The organism is Brevibacterium sp. FAM 24630 (assembly GCF_049804075.1).
In the GTDB taxonomy this organism is placed as follows: Bacteria; Actinomycetota; Actinomycetes; order Actinomycetales; family Brevibacteriaceae; genus Brevibacterium.
This window is the reverse complement of sequence record NZ_JBNBZD010000002.1, coordinates 260,283-276,535: the sequence shown is the minus strand read 5'-3', so window position 1 is coordinate 276,535 and position 16,253 is coordinate 260,283. Positions and strand designations below refer to the sequence as shown.

Sequence of the window (16,253 nt, the reverse complement as noted above, 5' to 3'; positions counted from 1 at the left end):
GGATGAGGCCATGACGACCCACGACGCAGTGACCCGACTCCTCGACGCCCGCCGCCTGCAAGGCCTCCTGACGAATCAGAGCGGCCGCGTCATCGCCCAGTACTCGTTCCTCAACTCCGAGGGCAGCTCCTCCCTCAGCCACCTCGCCGATATCAGCGGCGAAGTGCCCCGCCGCATCACTCGCGGAGACCAGTCCATCGGCCCGGCCGCTCTGAGCGATAACGGGACGATCGTCTTCGCCGCCAAACGCAAGGGCGAGGACGGCAAGGACGCCGAGAGCCCGAGCCTGTGGGCGCTTCCCGACAACGGAGAGGCCCGCAAACTCGCCGACCATGAGGGCGGGTTCACCCGGATCGAGATCAAGGGGGAGACCCTCATCGTCGAGTTCCCCGTCCACACCTGGGCCGCCGATGAGAACGACCATCAGGAATTCAGTGCCGAGCGCAGCGATGCCAAGATCAGCGGCATCCTCCACACGGGGTTCCCGATCCGGCGGTGGAATCAGGATCTGGGGCCGGGCCGGCAGACCCTGGCGGTAGCGAAACTCGACGAGGCTGCCGCCGACTTCCCCGAGGTCGCCGATGAGCTCAGCGCTCCGGCGGGCCTGGACTTCCGCTACCTGTCGCTGCCGTCCGGCCGCCTCATCGACTGGGCCGTCGACGACGATGCCCGGTTCGCCCTCGTCCAGCTCGAGAGGCCGATCCCCGGCCAGCTCGAAGCCAGTGAGATCTGGCGCGTCGACCTGGAGGGTGAGCCCGAGCTGCATCGGCTGACGAAGCCGGCCGCCGATCACTGCTTCGGGATCGAAGCCATCAGCCCGGACGGGACGAAGGCCCTGGTCAGCCGCGAACAGTTCTGGACTCCGCAGGCAAACCTCGCCGTCGACCTCATGGTCCTCGACCTCGAGACGGCCGAACTCGCTCCCGTGTGGCCGGACGCCGATTTCTGGTTCTCACCGATCTGGGTCGACGACTCGACGATCGCGGCGGCCGCCGACGATCACGGTCGCGGCAGCGTCTTCATCGGCGATCTGGCCGATGCGCAGCCTCGGCGCCTCGTCGGCGGTATCGAGCAGAAGTATTCGTTCTCCGGTCTCGCACTGCGCGGGGACACGGTGGTCGCGACCGCCTCGGCGATCGATGTCGCGCCCATGCCGATCTCGATCGATCTCGCTACCGGGGTCATCAGCGAACTCGCGAACCCGGCGACGGCGCTCGACGAGGAGGGTACCCTCACCGAGGTGGAAGCCACGGCCGAGGACGGCACCCCGATCCGCGCGTGGCTGGTTCTGCCGGAGGGCGAGGGGCCGCACCCGCTCGTCGTGTTCGCCCACGGCGGCCCGTGGGGGTCGTGGAACGCATGGACATACCGGTGGAACCCTGCGCCCTTCGCCGCTGCCGGCTATGCGGTGCTGCTGCCGGATCCGGCGATCTCGACCGGGTACGGTCAGGCGATGATCGATCGCGGTCAGCAGCAGCTGGGTGGGACCCCGTTCACCGACATCATGACGCTCACCGAGACGGCCGGGGCGCGGGCGGACATCGACGCCGAACATGTCGCGTTGGCCGGAGGTTCCTACGGCGGCTACATGGCCAACTGGGTCGCCGGACACACGGGAAGCACGTTCAAGTGCATCGTCACCCACGCCTCCCTGTGGAACACCACGTCGATGGGGCGGACGACGGACAACTCCTCGTGGGACGAGGCGATGCGCGAACAGTCGGCGGAATACTCGCCACACCTCTTCGCCGATCAGATCGAAGTGCCCATGCTCGTCATCCACGGCGACAAGGACTACCGGGTGCCGATCGGGCAGGGACAGGAGCTGTGGCTCGACCTGCTCACGCAGTCGAAGACTCCGCTCAACGCCGACGGCGACACACAGCACCGATTCCTGTACTACCCGGATGAGGGGCACTGGATCCTCGGCCGCGGCAATGCCGAGGTCTGGTACCGCACGGTGCTGGCATTCCTCGACACGCATGTGCTCGGCATCGACGCGAACCGGGTCCGCACCCTGGGGTGAGCGAGAGCAGAGCGATGGAAGGACCTCGATGACACAGACCGAGCAGATCCCCGCCGAGGCGGTCATCCACAATGCGTGCATCCTCGACGGTGATCGGGCGACGTTCGCCGAGGACACCGCGGACACGTGGATCGCGATCGCGCAGGGATTGGTCACTGCACGGGGCCGCGGGGACGGCTGGAAGGACAGGGCCGCCTCGGCGAGGAGTGACGTCATCGACGCGGCCGGCGGATTCGTGGCTCCCGCGTTCGTCGATATCCACTGCCACGGTGCCGGCGGAGCGAGCGCCGAGGACGGAGCAGGCGCTGAGGACGAAGCAAGCGCCGAGGACGGAGCAAGCGCCGAGGACGGAGCCGACGCGATCGACGCGATCCTCGACGTGCATCGTGATCACGGCACCGGCAGGCTCGCCCTGTCATTCGTCTCGGACACGATCGACGGGCTGTGCCGGTCTCTGCGTGCCGGGGCCGGGATCGTCCGCGATCGGGCCATGGTCACGGGCCTGCATGCCGAAGGTCCCTTCCTGTCCCCGGATTTCAAGGGTGCGCATGCACCCGAGGTACTCACGTCGCCGACTCCTGAGGCGGTCGAGGCGCTCCTTGAGGCGGCCGCTGGAACGCTTGCGCAGGTCACCATCGCCCCCGAGCTGCCCGGTGCCCTCGACGCGATCAACCGGTTCACCGCGGCCGGGGTGCGTGTGGCCATCGGGCACACGGCCGCCGACTTCGAATTGGCCGCTGCGGCGTTCGACGCCGGGGCGAGCATCCTCACCCACGCGTTCAATGCGATGCCGGGCATCCACCACCGTGCTCCGGGGCCGGTTCTTGCCGCGGCCGAGGCCGAGCATGTCACCGTCGAACTCATCAATGACGGTGTCCACGTCGTGGCTCCGGTCGCACGCATGCTCCACGAGCTCGTGCCCGGGCGCCTCGCGCTCATCACCGATGCCATGGCGGCAACCGGTCTGCGCGATGGAAATTATCACCTCGGTTCGCTCCCCGTCGATGTCAAGGATTCGGTAGCCCGCCTGGTCACCTCGGACGGCTCTCCCGGTGCCATCGCAGGGTCCACGTTGACGATGGACGAGGCCGTGCAGCGGGCCGTCGCCGAGGTGGGTCTCAGTCCATTCGACGCTGTGCAGGCCGCGAGCCTCGTTCCTCTGCGAGCAGTGGGCGGCGCCGATGCAAACAACCTGCTGGCGATCGGAATGCCGGCAGACCTTCTGCTGCTCGATGACGACATGAGCATCCGAGGCTCGCAGATGGGCGGTTGAACTCGGCTGAGCCCTGATGGCTGCTGGATGCGATCGTCCTCGCACAGCGGCTGGACCAAACCGATCTCGGACGGCGGCTGGACAAGACCATGCCGGGAACACGGCCGTACTCGGCTCTGCTCGGAAAATGGGCACAGTCGTCTCCTGCAAGCTGGGGGAGCTATTCGTCGAACAGAGAGTCGACGATGTCGTCTGCGATGAAGCGGGCGTGGAGGATCGGCGTGCGAGAGGGGTCTTTTGCGGCGGGCGGAATGTACGCCGGCCGTCCGTCGAGGAGCATCAAGGTGTCCCAATCGGAGCGATCGAGCAGGTGGTGGTGATAGCTGCAGAGCAGTGCGAGATTGTTGACCTTGGTCTTGCCGCCGCGTGCCCAGGGCACCACATGGTTGGCGTCGCACCAACCGGGAGGGGCGTCACAGCCTGGGAAGGTACACCCTCGATCGCGAGCGGTGATCACTGACAGCTGTTTCCGATTGGCGAAGCGCTGCTCGGTTGCCACCTGCATGGTCTTGGCCTTGTCGCTCATGAGATGGAAGAACACCGAGCCGTTGAGGCCGTCAGCCATAAGTTCTTTGATGGGCACGGGGTTGTCAGCGCCTGTGGTGCCGTGCCCCTTGCCGCTGGCCAGATCCTCGGCCTTGGCGGTGACGACGAGGGCATACGGCGCTCCCGCGGTCGTACGCTGCTTGTCGATCGTAGAGACCAAACCGGCGAATCGTTCATAGATCCATTCCCGTGCTGAGGGCTGCTCGGCACTGACGTCGACGATCTCGCCGTTCTCGCGGACACCGACGCCTGGGGTATCGGACGGATTTCCGGCCGAGCGAACTGCAGCGAGGTTGGGCTCCGGTACGCGCTTGGCGTCATACCGTTCGCCGGAGAGCACCGCGTCGACGATCTCGAGCAGCTCTTCATCGGGAAGCGGAGCAGCTGTTCCCTCGGGTTCAAAGCCTTCGGTGTCGGATGCCAGATGCCCATCGGCAGCACACGAAGCACCTGCGATACCGGCCGCCGAGTCAGCCCCGTCAGTGTCAGGAGCATCGATGGCAGTCTTGTCGCCTTCACCGGCGGACTGAATCCGAGAGGTCAGCAGCCCGTTGAGGGTGCCGCCGGTGACGGGATCGAGCAGTCCCCGCACCTCCCAGTCGCCGTTGGCCTTGGCGCGCATCGACATGCAGTACGCAGCGCGGTCAGTCGAGTCTTTCGGCTCCTCGCCGTCCGGGTCGATGTATCCCATGAGCTTGCCGAAGATCTCCCGCAGGTCCTTGAGGCGGACCTTGGGCGCGTTGCGGACCAGGCGCGACTCGACATCGGTGCGGATCTCTTGGCTGACCCAGTTAGGCAGCTTCCGCATGCAGTCTTCGATGACGGATGCCTGGGCGGCGGAGATGGTGCCGGCATGGAGCGCATCCGCGACGAGAGGGTAGAGCGGCGGCAGTGCCTGTCCGGCCATGTCGACGCGTCCGCCGAGGTTCTTGGCCATCTCGGTCCGGCGATTGGCTTCTGCGCCGGTGAGGTTGAACCGATTCTCGATGAGCGATTTGGTCGACTTGGCGCCGAAGTCACTGGGGGTGCCGACACGTTCGCAGACGGAAAGCGCAAGCGTCGACAGCGCTTCATTGATGCGTGTGATCGCCTCGACTCCGTCGGCGAGCATGATGGCCTGATCCGGTCCCATTGGGCGATCGAAGGTGCGCAACTCATCCTTGAGGCTCATCAGCTGGGTGATGGCGGAGGTGACTTCCGGAGCGAAGCGACTGAGATCTGCCCACTCTTCGTCGGCCAGCAGGGGGTGACCGCTGGTCTGAGGGGAGTTGTCGGCATTCCGATCGGAATGATCGGAGCTGCGTTCGGGAGTGAGGGTCATGGGGATGATTTCCGTTCACCAACATCGTTGTTGTTGAAGTCCAGTATACTCTCATCGCCCAGAGAACGCCATAGAGAATCGAAAAAGATTTCGAACAATCTTCTGATGTTCGCAGATGTTCGGCGATAACGGCAGGTAATTTTGTGTTATAAGTTTGAGACTGCTGTCAGTGGTGATCGATGGGGCCATCGCCCGCTCGGCCGCTGTGCGAGCCGTACTGCCAGCCGCTGTGCGGGTGGCAGTGCCGGCCGCCGGGCCAGCCGCGGGCACCTGTTCGACTCGCCGGCCCACCAGCCGTCGGCCCGCCGCCGCAGGCCCCGCCGCCACGTCCCGGCTCCCGCGGTCGCGAACTCGGCCGTCCGGTCCCGGCTTCGAATGCGTCACCCGGACGTGGCACGATTGGGGGTATGGATGCCCTGCTCCTCATCGACACCGACGACGCCAGCTATCCCAGTGATGACGCCATGGAGACCCTCGGCGACATCGTCACCCGCACGCGAGCCGTGGGCGGTGTACTCATCTTCGCCTCCACGAAGGAGGGCCTCGCCGACACTCCGGACGAGGAGCTGAGCATCTTCGTCCCCGACGAGGAGGATCTCGTGCTCCGCTCGAATGGTCCCGATGTCTTCGAAGGCGTCGACGATCTCGCGGCCGGTCTGCACGATATGGCCGTCGACCGGATCATCATCGCCGGCGCCGACGACACCGCGGAAGCTCCCAGCGCCAGCGCCACCGCGGAAGCTCCCAGCGCCAGCGCCACCGCGGATGCTCTCGCCAACGCCGATACCGATGCCGATGCGGATGCTCCCGCCGATGCCGATGCCGATGCCGATGCGGATGCTCCCGGCGCGGTGTACGCTTCGGCGATGGCCGCGCTCGTGTGCAACTTCGATGTCATCGTCCTCTCCGATTCCACCACCGATCCTCGCGGCGAACTCGTCACCTGGACCGATGCCGCCGAGTCGGCCGGAGCCATGATCAAGAAGACCGCCGACACCTGGCTGCGGATGTAGCTTTCGTCGCGCCCATGTTCACGGGGGCCGATGAAGCGCCATCCGAGGTCACAGCGCTGCGAAGAAGAGCCGTGGCGCCGATTCGAGGCTCCCTCCGCCCGCGCGTTTCTACTTTGAGTAGAATGTGTGAATGGGTTGGGAATTCCACCTTCGTCCAGGCACCGATGGCACACGCATGTCGGTGCAGCGAGGCGAACTCGGGGCTGCATCAGAGGAGGAGCCATGACCGGATGGACGAAGTCCGTTCGCGCGCTCTTCGCTGCCCTCATCACGACCCTGCTGGCCCTGCTCATGCACCTCGGTGCCGGCGGCAGCGCCTCGCTCCTGGGCACCGGCGTCGTGTTCGTCCTGGTGCTCTGGGCGGCGATGATCCTCGCCGGCCGACGCCTCGGGTATCTCACCCTCACCGCTCTCCTCGGCCTCGGACAGGTGCTCATGCACCTGACGATGAGCTGGTCGGTGAACGCACACTCCGGAGCCCATGCGGACGCACACCCCGCCTCGGCGGGGGAAGGATCCGCCGCTGCCGCGATGAGTGCTCATGCGGGACACATCGTCCCTGCCCCGGGCACCCTCGACCTCGGATCGGCCGCCGCGGCCGCTTCTCATGCGCACGGCGGCACTTCGCCCGGGATGATCCTCGCCCACATCGCCGCGGTCCTCATCACCGCCGTGATCCTCAAACACGGTGAGGACATCGTCCTCACCATTCTGCAGCTGGCTCTGGGCCCGGTCGCCGGTGCACTGCGGGCCCTCGCCGAGGCGGCCGGCATCCTGGCTGACCATCCCTACCGGTCCGTGCTCGTTGCGTTCCGGTTGCCGCAGCCGATCGCTTCGGCCGTGGTCGGACCGAACTATCGCCGCGGCCCTCCTGCCCTCGTCTGACACCTCACTGCGACGGCGAAAACCGCCGTCACACCAACCCACCGAATGGTGGCAGTCGAAGACACCCGCGACCCAACACCGCTGTGAACCGGAACTGCCGCAACCCGGCACCGATGCGCCCCGGTTCTGCCGCGGTTCGCCGCACCTGCACGACCAGCAGCGCACTCGATTGCACGAGCGGCCGCACACTCAATCGGACGTGCAGCCGCGAGCTCGAGCGCGGCAGCGGTGACCCGATCGGTCCATGCACGCAGCGGCCCGTACGCGGCCGTATTCGACTGCACCAAAACACGAAAGTGCAGACATCATGCGAAAGAACATCACCCTGGCTATGGCCCTGCCCATCGCCGTCGTCATCGGCCTCTCCGGCTGCGGCCAGTCCGGCAGCCAGGCCGCCGATTCCTCGCAGCCTGAAGCGAGCGACTCGGCGTCGAACAGCCCCGCCTCCTCGCAGGTCGACGCCGATGCGCTCAGCCTCGACGACGCCTGGGTCAAGGCCGCTGAGGACGGAATGACCGCGGTCTTCGGCGAAGTCCGCAACAACACCGATCACGACATCAACCTCGTCGAGGCGAAGTACCCGGACGCAAAGATGGTCGAACTCCACGAAACCTCTGAGGACGGCTCCGGCGGAATGTCGATGCAGGAGAAGGAAGGCGGCTTCGACATTCCGGCCGGGGAGAGCCTCAGCCTCGAACCCGGCGGCGATCACATCATGATCATGGGCTTGAAGAAGGCGATCCGACCCGGCGAGGAGATCACTCTCGACCTTGTCACCGCCGATCATCAGAGCATTGAGGTCACAGCAGTGGCGAAGGAGTACTCCGGGGCCGAGGAGAACTACGCCCCCGGGGAAGCCGAGGGCGCCGAATCCGGCGACGACCACGGCGATCATGGAGACCACGGCGACCACGGAGACCACGGCGACCACGGAGACCACGAGGACTCCGATCATGGAGACCACGGTGACCACTGAGCAGTCTCCCTCCGGGTTCAGCCGCCGAGGTCTCATCACCTCGGCGGCCGCCGCCGGCAGTGCCGGTCTCCTCGGCGCAACCGCGGGATTCGGGCTCGGCCGGACCGGTCTTGGGTCGTCGGCGGCCGACGACGGCGGCGGATCGCCTCGGCGAGACCTGGACGGAGCGAACGGGGCACAGGTCGAACCGTTCTACGGCACTCACCAATCCGGTGTCGAAACCCCGCCGCAGGCGTATGCGCATTTCCTTGCGTTCACGATGCGACCGGAGATCACCGCCGCCGAGGCGGTCCGCTGGCTGCGTCTGCTCACCGCGGATGCGGCCGCACTCACCCAGGGCACGGCCCCGCTGGCCGATTCCGAAGCCGAACTGGCTGCCGATCCGGCCCGTCTGACGGTGACCTTCGGGTTCGGTCCCGGGCTCGTCGCACTGGCAGGCAAGGAGCAGGTCCCGGACTGGCTGAAGCCCTTGGAGAAGTTCGGTATCGATCGCCTCGACCCGAATCGCTGCAAGGGTGACCTGCTCCTGCAGATCTGCGGCGACGACCCGCTGACCTTGGCCCATGCCCGGCGCATGCTGTTCAAGGATTCGCGATCGTTTGCAGAGGTGGCGTGGCAGAGGGACGGGTTCCGTCGCGCCTACGGCAGCACAGGGGAGGGGACGACGCAGCGCAACCTCTTCGGACAGCTCGACGGCACGGCGAACCCCGGCCCGGGGTCCGAGGACTTCGCACGGATCATCTGGGGTGCCGGCACCGATACGACCGAACCGGTGTTCTCGGCACGGGGGGAGCCTCCGGCCGACCTCGGCGCGCACCTGCCCGGATGGCTGCGTGGAGGCACGACGCTGGTCCTGCGCGACATCGCTATGAACCTCGACACCTGGGACAAGGCCGACCGTCCGGCTCGGGAGTTCTCGACGGGACGGACCTTGGACACCGGGGCCCCGCTGTCGGGAACCGACGAGTTCGACGTTCCGGACTTCACCGCCGTCGACAAGCGTGGGCTGACGAAGATCTCGAAGGCCTCGCATGTGGCTCGGGCCCGTGACGGGCTGGGACCCGAAGTGCAGATCCACCGGCGCACGTTCAACTACGAAACCGGTGCCGGAGAGGATTCGGGGCTGCTGTTCGCGTCCTTCCAAGCCGACATCGAGCGTCAGTTCCTGCCGATCCAGCGCCGCCTCGCCGAGGTGGATCTGCTCAACGAATGGACGACGCCGATCGGGTCGACGGTGTGGGCGATCCCGCCCGGAGCCGAGGAGGGAGGATACGTCGGGCAGTCGCTGTTCGAGGGGTGAAGCTCAGCCGGTGAGTGCGGTCCGCGTCAGAACAGCGGCTGCGGCAGCGCATCCTCGAATTCGAGCAGGCGACGTTTCGTGTCGAGTTCGTGCCCGGGCAGTCCGCCCGAATAGCCGCCGAGTCCGTTTCCCGCGACGACTCGGTGGCAGGGCACGATGATCGGGATCGGATTGAGTCCCATGATGCCGCCGACGGCACGCGCGGGGATTCCGGTCCCACTGGCCTCGGCGAGCTGCCCGTAGGTCACGGTGGTCCCCGCCGGCACATCCTGGGCCAGTGTTGTGAGCACCGTGCGAGCGACGTCGGAGACCTCACCGAAGTCGACGGGCAGATCGAAATCGGTCCGACGGCCGTGAAAGTACGCACGCAGCTGGGCGACCGCCTCGGCGAGGAGCCGATCGTCGGGTTCGGGGGTGGGCACGGCCGCCTCGGTGCGGGTGAGCCACTCGAGACCGACGACAGACCGGCCGTCGCCGGTCACAGCGAGGGGACCGACGAAGGTGTCGATGATCGCCGAACTGTTCGTCATCTGGTGTCCTCCGGTCGGCCGAGTCTCTCAGACCACAGCCAGCCTATGACAAAGGCCCGGTCGAAGACTCGACCGGGCCAACGTCATCAGGCAATCACTTGGCGAGTTCGCCCTTCTTCAACTGATCGACGAAGTCCGGGTTGTCCTTCAGCCATTCAGCGACAGCCTTCTCATGATCGTCGCCTCCGTAGTGCTCATCGGAGAACATGAGGTTCTCGAGGCTGGCCAGGTGGTCATCGTCGAGAACGAGGTTCTGCAGCAGCTGCGAGACGTAAGGATGCTCATCTGCAGCTTCCTTGCCTGAGAAGCTGAAGATGCGCTCGGCATCGCCCATGGCACCCTTGGGGTCTTCGAGGTCGCGGACCGGGAAGGCATCATAGGCCCAGTGCGGACGCCACAGGGTCACTGCAATGTTCTCATCGGCATCGGTCGACTTCTTCAGCTGCGCGAGCATCGCCGGGGTCGAAGAGATCTTGAAGTCGAGGTTGTCGAGCCCGTACTCCGGGATCGCCTTCTCCTTCGTGGTCTTCGTCAGACCGGCACCGGCGTCGATCCCGTACAGGATGTTGTTGTACTCGTCACCCATGTCCTTGAGATCGCCGATGGACTTGGCCGGGGAATCCTCGTTGACGGCGATGGTCAGCTTCGCATTGTCGTACCAGCAGCCGTGGTCGACGAGATCGTCGCCGTACTGTTCGAGGTAGCTCTCGTGAGTCAGCGGCAGCCAGCCGTCGGTGAAGAAGTCGATGTCGCCCTTGGCCACACCGGTGAACATCGGACCGGCATCGAGCTCCTTGGTGTCGACTTCATAGCCGTCTTCCTCGAGAATGTTCTTCAAGAGGTAGATGGTGGCGTACGACTCGTCCCAGCCGCTGAAGATGCCGAGAGAGACCTTCTTCTCGTCGTCCTCGGTGTCGGCGACGTCCTTCGAACCCTCACCGGGCTTGCACGAGGACCAGTCCTGTCCGCCGGCATTGGTCTCATCGTCACCGCCGCCGGCGGGCTCGCCACCGGAGTTGGACGCGCCGCATGCCGAGAGGACAAGCGCGCTGGCGGCGAGGATGCCGCCCAGCTTGGTCAGAACTGACGTTTTCATATGACTCTCCTTGGTAGTCGTTTCGGTTAGTTGAAGATTAGGCGGCCGCGGCCTTGCGAGCTCGCTCGATCGGGGTCTTCCTGCCCAGAGCAGCTGTGACGCGATCGAGGAAGATTGCGATGACCACGACGGCCAGACCGGCTTCGACGGCCAGTGGCACATCGACGTTCTGAATGCCGCCGACGACCGCACCACCGAGGCCGCCTGCGCCGACCATACCGGCGAGGACGACCATCGACAGGGCCAGCATGATGACCTGGTTGACACCCGCCATGATGGTCGGCATCGCCAGCGGGATCTGGATCTTCGAAAGAATGTGACCCGAGCTGGCACCGAAGGCCTGACCGGCCTCGACGACTTCGGTGTTGACCTGACGGATCGCGAGTTCCGTCAGTCGCACTCCTGGAGGCAGGGCGAAGATGATCGTCGCAACCGCACCCGGCGTCTGGCCGATGCTGAACATGAGGATGGCCGGGACCAGGTAGGCCAGAGCCGGCATCGACTGCATGAAGTCGAGAACGGGTTTGACGACAGTCGATACCCAACTCACCTTGGCAGCGAGGATGCCGAGTGGGATCGCAATGATGAGCGCGACGAGCACTGCCACGATGACAAGAGCCAAGGTCGACATCGTGTTGTCCCATTGGTCGAGGGCACGCACGAAGTAGAACCCGATGAGGGTGAATAGAGCGACCTTCCACCCCGCGGCGAAGAACGCGATCGCGGCCAGGATGATGATCATGACCAGATAGATCGGCGAGGAGAAGACGAGATAGAGAACCTCGTAGAGGCCGCTGAGAATGAAATTGATGATGTCCAGCAGCCACTGGAACGCTCCGATGAACCAGGTGAGGAAGTCGTTGACCCAGTCACCGACCGGAAGGCGCGGATTCATGAAGTCCATCAGTGCTTACCCCTTTCAGCGTCGGTGGCGCCTCGCGTGGCGGCACCGGTTCCCTCATCCGCACTGCCGGCGGCGGATTCGACGTCAGCCGAAGCGTCCGCCACTTCCGTCGGAGTCGCCTGTTCGTCGGTGAAAGCGGCGCCGTCTTCGCTGTCCGACTCAGCGGCACTCGGCGAGACGACGACTGGTTCCGAGGCTTCCTGCACAGGCGGGATCTCCCCGGTTGCGGGACCCGGATCGGCCATCGAGTTCAGCAGCGCCACGCGCGGCACGATGCCGAGCAGTCGCTGATTCTCATCGATGACGGTCAACGGAACCTTGGCCGCGGAGCTGGGCGCGAAGAGCTCCGAGATCGGAGTCTCGGGACGAACCGTGAACAGGTCTGTCTTCTCCACGATGTCGGCGATCGTCTGCTGCCCTTCGCGGGCGGCTCTGACCACGTTGCGGTCGCTGACCATGCCGAGCACGGTGCGATTGTCGTCGAGGACGAGCAGGCCCGAGGAGTTGCTGTCCTCGAGCGTGCGCATCGCCAGCCGAGGGCCCGCTTCGATGCTGATCGTCGCCTTGGTCTCGCGCATGATCGAGGAGGCTGTGAGCACACGAGTGCGGTCGACGTCCTGAACGAACTCGGCGATGTAGTCATCGGCGGGCTGAGTCAGGATCTCCTCGGAGGTGCCGATCTGGACGATGCGTCCGTCACGCATCACCGCGATGCGATCGCCGAGGAACATCGCCTCGTTGAGGTCGTGCGTGATGAAGATGATGGTCTTGTTGAGCTTGGACTGAAGCTCCACGAGCTGTTCCTGCATCTCGCGGCGGATCAGCGGGTCGAGTGCGGAGAACGCCTCATCCATGAGCAGGATGTCGGTCTCCGCAGCGAGTGCGCGTGCCAGGCCGACACGCTGCTGCATTCCGCCGGAGAGCTGTTGCGGATATTTGTCGCCCCAGCCGTCGAGCCCGACGGCCTTGAGCCACTCCTCCGCCTTCTCCAGGCGCTGATTCTTCGGCATTCCCTGGATCTCCAGGGAATAGGCTGCGTTCTCACGCACCGTGCGGTGCGGCAGCAGAGCGAAGTGCTGGAACACCATCGACACGTGTTTGCCGCGGACCTTCCGCAGGGTCGACGAGTCCGCCGTCGAAATGTCCGTGCCGAGCACTTCGACGGACCCCCCGCTCGTATCCCAGAGTCCGTTGAGAGTACGGATCAGCGTCGACTTTCCCGAGCCCGACAGGCCCATGACGACGAAGATCTCGCCTTCCTCGACTTCGAAGCTCGCATCGATGACGGCAGCCGTGCCGAGCTTCGTGAGGTCCTTCCGGTCGGCCCCTTCTTCGAGCCGTTTGATCACTTCATTCGGCCGCTTGCCAAAGACTTTGTAGACATGTGATGCCTTGACGACAACGCTCATGTGCTTCCTCCTTGCATTCTTGGCTCTCCGCAAGAACGAGAGGCTTCACCCCCGTTTGCACGGTTCGGTGCTCGCAGATCCGATTGGTTCAATTGCGAACACGCCTCACCGCACACGGATATCTGATCCACCATTGTAGTTTTGTTCAGGAATTTCGGTAGATCTTTTATTGTCAATACTCGGTGTGGCGGCCTTGACTAGTGCTCTGACCTGGGGAAACGCAGGGTGCGACGTTACTTGATTGTTATAATCGGCAGTTGAGGCAGGTAGTTGTGACCTAAATGGATTTGCTGGCGAATGTGATTTCTTGATGGTGAAACGGAGCTTGCTCTTTCGCCTCGCCGGCGGCGAAGTCAGGAACGAGGCAGCGATTCGCTGAGGAAGCGGAGAACAGCAGGTGTGACCACCTCGGCGAATTCCTCGAAGAATCCGTGCCTGCCTTCGGGGAGGATGAGCATCTGCGAACCGGCGATCCGCTCGTGGAGGATGTGCGCGTTGTCGACCGGGTTCATTCGGTCGTCGTCGCCGTGGACGATGAGCGTGGGCGCACTGATTTCGGGCAAGCGGTCCCAGGCATTGTGACCGGCGCTGATGCGCAGGTGGGCCGCCGATTCGGCAGGCGTCATCGTGGCATCGCCGAGCAGCTTGCTGTACTCCGACGGCACCGTCCACGCCGGAGTGTAGAAGAGATCGAAGAGGTAGCGGGTGTGCTCCTGGCCGCGCAGACGGGCGAGTGACTGTCCGACCTCGCGGGGGCGCTTGACCGAATGTGGGCCGCCCGGAGTCGTGCACCCGAGCACAAGCGCGCTGACCCGTTCGGGGAAGTCCAGGGCCAGCATCTGTGCGATCCGCCCGCCCATCGACGTGCCGTAGGCGGCGGCGCGCTCGACACCGAGGCGGTCGAGCACCTCGGCGGCATCGGCGGCGAAGCTTGTGGTGGAGAGTTCGCCGAGTTCACCCCGGCTGCCGCCGGTGCCCCGGTAGTCGAAGGTGATGGTGCGGAACTGCGGGGAGAAGTCCTCGCGCAGCTCAGCCCACCATTCGTGCGAGTTCGACTGGCCTTGCAGCAGGAGCAGCGCGGGGCCGTCTTCGGGCCCGCTGACCTGGATCGCGAGCGGAAATCCATCGCGTGTGCGGATCGTGTGCTCCCGCATCGTCTCCACTCGTGTCCTCCTGCCCGCGGGCGTGAGGTGAACGCCTACGCTTGAATCATGAAACCACTGCCGTTCCTCAATCCTGCCGCAGGATCGCCCGCCGTGCGCAATCCCCTCCGGCCGGCCGTGATCGTGCCGACCCAGGCCGTCGACGCCGAAGAGCTGACCGCGCAGTGCGCTGCGGCCGCGGCGACGGGCGCCGTCGATGCCATCGAATGGCGCATCGATCCGCTGCTCGCGCAGACGGCTGTTGCCGAGGCGGCGATCGGTGACGGTGCACACCCCGAGGACCTCTTCGCCGAGGCGGCCACCCGCACCGAGGGGGTGCTGCGGCTGCTGCCGCACGCGGCCGCGGCGGGGCTGCCGGTGCTTCTCACCGTGCGCACCGCGTTCGAAGGAGGCCTGGTCGAGATCACCGAGGGCGCCTACGCCGAGGTGCTGCGGCGTCTCATCACCGGTGTGACCGGAGCGGAGGCGGGCCCCGGCGGTTCCGCAGCAGCAGATGGGGCCGGAAACGCAACCGTGCCCGTGGCGATCGATGTGGAGATCGACCGGGCGGAGTCGCGTGCGCTCATCGCCGCGGCGAAGGAGAACGGCGTGCCCATCGTCGCGTCCCACCACAACTTCACGGCCACCGATCCGCTTGAAGAGCTGCGCGCGACATTTCGCACCATGGCCGAGGCCGGAGCCGATGTGGCGAAGGTGGCGATGATGCCGCAGACTCCTGCCGATGTGCTGCGTCTGTTGGACGCGACCGCCGAGGCGGCTGCGTCCTCGAGCCGCCCCGTGCTCGGGATCTCGATGGGCCCATTGGGGCGGACCAGCCGAATCATGGGGTCAGACTTCGGCAGCTGCGCCTCGTTCGCGCAGCTGGGCACGGCTTCAGCGCCCGGTCAGATCGATGCGGTGGATCTCGCCGAGGTCTATGACCGGATCTACCGCTGAGGGGTCAGTCGAAGCTCTCTTCGATCTGCTTGCGGAACTTCTTCGGCAGGGCCTCCTCGCCGAAGTTGTTGCGCACGGTGTTCGCGGCGATGCGCTGCACCACGAGCTGTGCCACGGCCACACCGACACCGGAGACGATCGTCCAGGCGAGGGCTTCGGACATCGAGATCTCGTCATCGACGGGGTTCGACGGCGCCGGACGCTTCGTCGACTTCTCCCAGGCGACGGTCAGGGTCTTGCGAGCGACGAATGCGGCTGCGATGGGTGCTCCCACGCCGATGATCTGCCAAGCGAGCTTTCCCATGCTCGTGTCCTTTCCTTGAAGCTCAAACCCACGGCGACGCTGCGCCGTGTGAACGAAGTCCGTCCGAGACAACACTAACGCAGGACGGTGCCGGCGAAGCCAGGCGGCACGTCCCCCGATCGCGCAACATCACCGACTCGGGTGCGCGAGACCGATGTTCTCGGAAGCAGAACCCCTCCTTCTCGAGGGCCTCGGGGTCTCCGCCGCCTCGCGACAACGGCGCTGATCGCAGAAAGTCTCTCCATCTCATACTTTTGGGGGATGTGCGAATGACCTCGGCCGGGATAGCTTGAGATGACGATTCGGTGGGACGCGGGAAGGTCCGTGCCGAATCGTGACGAGAAAGGCGCATGATGCTGAGGAAGTGGAAGACGAGGATCGTCACCGCACTGTTCGTCTGTGGTGGCCTCGGATTCCTGCTGGTGCTGCTGCCCGGCCTGTCCGGTGTTTTCTGGCCGTTGTGGTTGGCCAGCTGCACCGTCTGCATCCTCGGGCTCGTGCTCGCCTTCACCCTCCCCTCGTCGGCACCCGCCGACACCCTGCCCCGGGCCTGAGGGTCCGGGGCAGCGCA

Annotated in this window: 15 protein-coding genes; 8 read left to right on the top strand and 7 right to left on the bottom strand. The window is 65.4% G+C overall.

From position 1 onward, the window contains the following. Positions 1-10 precede the first annotated feature (10 nt). Both ACPUD7_RS02680 and ACPUD7_RS02675 read left to right on the top strand, forming a co-directional pair. Complete coding sequence (locus tag ACPUD7_RS02680; protein ID WP_425119043.1) at positions 11-2,026, top strand: S9 family peptidase; 2,016 nt, start codon at positions 11-13, stop codon at positions 2,024-2,026. A 28-nt stretch (positions 2,027-2,054) separates the two neighbouring features. Further along, a complete protein-coding gene (locus tag ACPUD7_RS02675) occupies positions 2,055-3,299 on the top strand; it encodes an N-acetylglucosamine-6-phosphate deacetylase (protein ID WP_425119041.1) in 1,245 nt (414 codons plus the stop codon). Between the two features lie 160 nt (positions 3,300-3,459). Here the strand turns inward: ACPUD7_RS02675 and ACPUD7_RS02670 are convergent, their stop codons facing one another. After that, complete coding sequence (locus ACPUD7_RS02670) at positions 3,460-5,166, bottom strand: DUF222 domain-containing protein (RefSeq protein ID WP_425119040.1); 1,707 nt, start codon at positions 5,164-5,166, stop codon at positions 3,460-3,462. A gap of 407 nt (positions 5,167-5,573) precedes the next feature. On the opposite strand from ACPUD7_RS02670, the gene ACPUD7_RS02665 reads away from it, so the two are divergent. From ACPUD7_RS02665 to ACPUD7_RS02650, 4 genes are all read left to right on the top strand, one after another. Further along, positions 5,574-6,179, top strand: a complete 606-nt coding sequence (locus ACPUD7_RS02665; RefSeq protein WP_425119039.1) for a hypothetical protein — start codon at positions 5,574-5,576, stop codon at positions 6,177-6,179. 222 nt (positions 6,180-6,401) lie between these two features. Further along, complete coding sequence (locus ACPUD7_RS02660; protein WP_425119038.1) at positions 6,402-7,064, top strand: hypothetical protein; 663 nt, start codon at positions 6,402-6,404, stop codon at positions 7,062-7,064. A gap of 307 nt (positions 7,065-7,371) precedes the next feature. Further along, positions 7,372-8,040 carry a copper chaperone PCu(A)C gene (locus ACPUD7_RS02655; RefSeq protein WP_425119037.1) on the top strand — a complete coding sequence of 223 codons (669 nt, stop codon included), beginning with the start codon at positions 7,372-7,374 and terminating at the stop codon, positions 8,038-8,040. Further along, positions 8,018-9,340, top strand: a complete 1,323-nt coding sequence (locus ACPUD7_RS02650) for a Dyp-type peroxidase (RefSeq protein WP_425119071.1) — start codon at positions 8,018-8,020, stop codon at positions 9,338-9,340. The genes ACPUD7_RS02655 and ACPUD7_RS02650 overlap by 23 nt, the downstream gene beginning before the upstream one ends. Positions 9,341-9,366: 26 nt before the next feature. On the opposite strand, the gene ACPUD7_RS02645 is transcribed toward ACPUD7_RS02650, so the two are convergent. The 5 genes from ACPUD7_RS02645 to ACPUD7_RS02625 form a co-directional block, all read right to left on the bottom strand. Continuing rightward, on the bottom strand, positions 9,367-9,870 hold the full coding sequence (locus ACPUD7_RS02645; RefSeq protein ID WP_425119036.1) for a methylated-DNA--[protein]-cysteine S-methyltransferase: 504 nt from the start codon (positions 9,868-9,870) through the stop codon (positions 9,367-9,369). A gap of 94 nt (positions 9,871-9,964) precedes the next feature. Then, positions 9,965-10,966: a glycine betaine ABC transporter substrate-binding protein gene (locus tag ACPUD7_RS02640; RefSeq protein WP_135541605.1), complete on the bottom strand. Its 1,002-nt coding sequence runs from the start codon at positions 10,964-10,966 to the stop codon at positions 9,965-9,967. Between the two features lie 37 nt (positions 10,967-11,003). Then, positions 11,004-11,861, bottom strand: a complete 858-nt coding sequence (locus ACPUD7_RS02635) for an ABC transporter permease (protein WP_205683379.1) — start codon at positions 11,859-11,861, stop codon at positions 11,004-11,006. Between the two features lie 8 nt (positions 11,862-11,869). Further along, positions 11,870-13,279 carry a quaternary amine ABC transporter ATP-binding protein gene (locus ACPUD7_RS02630; protein ID WP_425119035.1) on the bottom strand — a complete coding sequence of 470 codons (1,410 nt, stop codon included), beginning with the start codon at positions 13,277-13,279 and terminating at the stop codon, positions 11,870-11,872. 353 nt (positions 13,280-13,632) lie between these two features. After that, entirely contained in the window at positions 13,633-14,433 is an 801-nt protein-coding gene (locus tag ACPUD7_RS02625) for an alpha/beta fold hydrolase (RefSeq protein ID WP_425119070.1), read from the bottom strand. 57 nt (positions 14,434-14,490) lie between these two features. Between ACPUD7_RS02625 and ACPUD7_RS02620 the strand changes: the two genes are divergently transcribed. Continuing rightward, positions 14,491-15,378 (top strand): type I 3-dehydroquinate dehydratase, encoded by an 888-nt coding sequence (locus ACPUD7_RS02620; RefSeq protein ID WP_425119034.1) that lies wholly within the window; start codon positions 14,491-14,493, stop codon positions 15,376-15,378. Between the two features lie 4 nt (positions 15,379-15,382). Here the strand turns inward: ACPUD7_RS02620 and ACPUD7_RS02615 are convergent, their stop codons facing one another. Further along, entirely contained in the window at positions 15,383-15,682 is a 300-nt protein-coding gene (locus ACPUD7_RS02615; RefSeq protein ID WP_135541595.1) for a DUF4235 domain-containing protein, read from the bottom strand. Positions 15,683-16,032: 350 nt separating this feature from the next. Here ACPUD7_RS02615 and ACPUD7_RS02610 point away from each other — a divergent pair, with 350 nt between their 5' ends. Next, a complete protein-coding gene (locus ACPUD7_RS02610) occupies positions 16,033-16,236 on the top strand; it encodes a hypothetical protein (RefSeq protein WP_135541593.1) in 204 nt (67 codons plus the stop codon). The last annotated feature ends 17 nt before the right edge of the window (positions 16,237-16,253 follow it).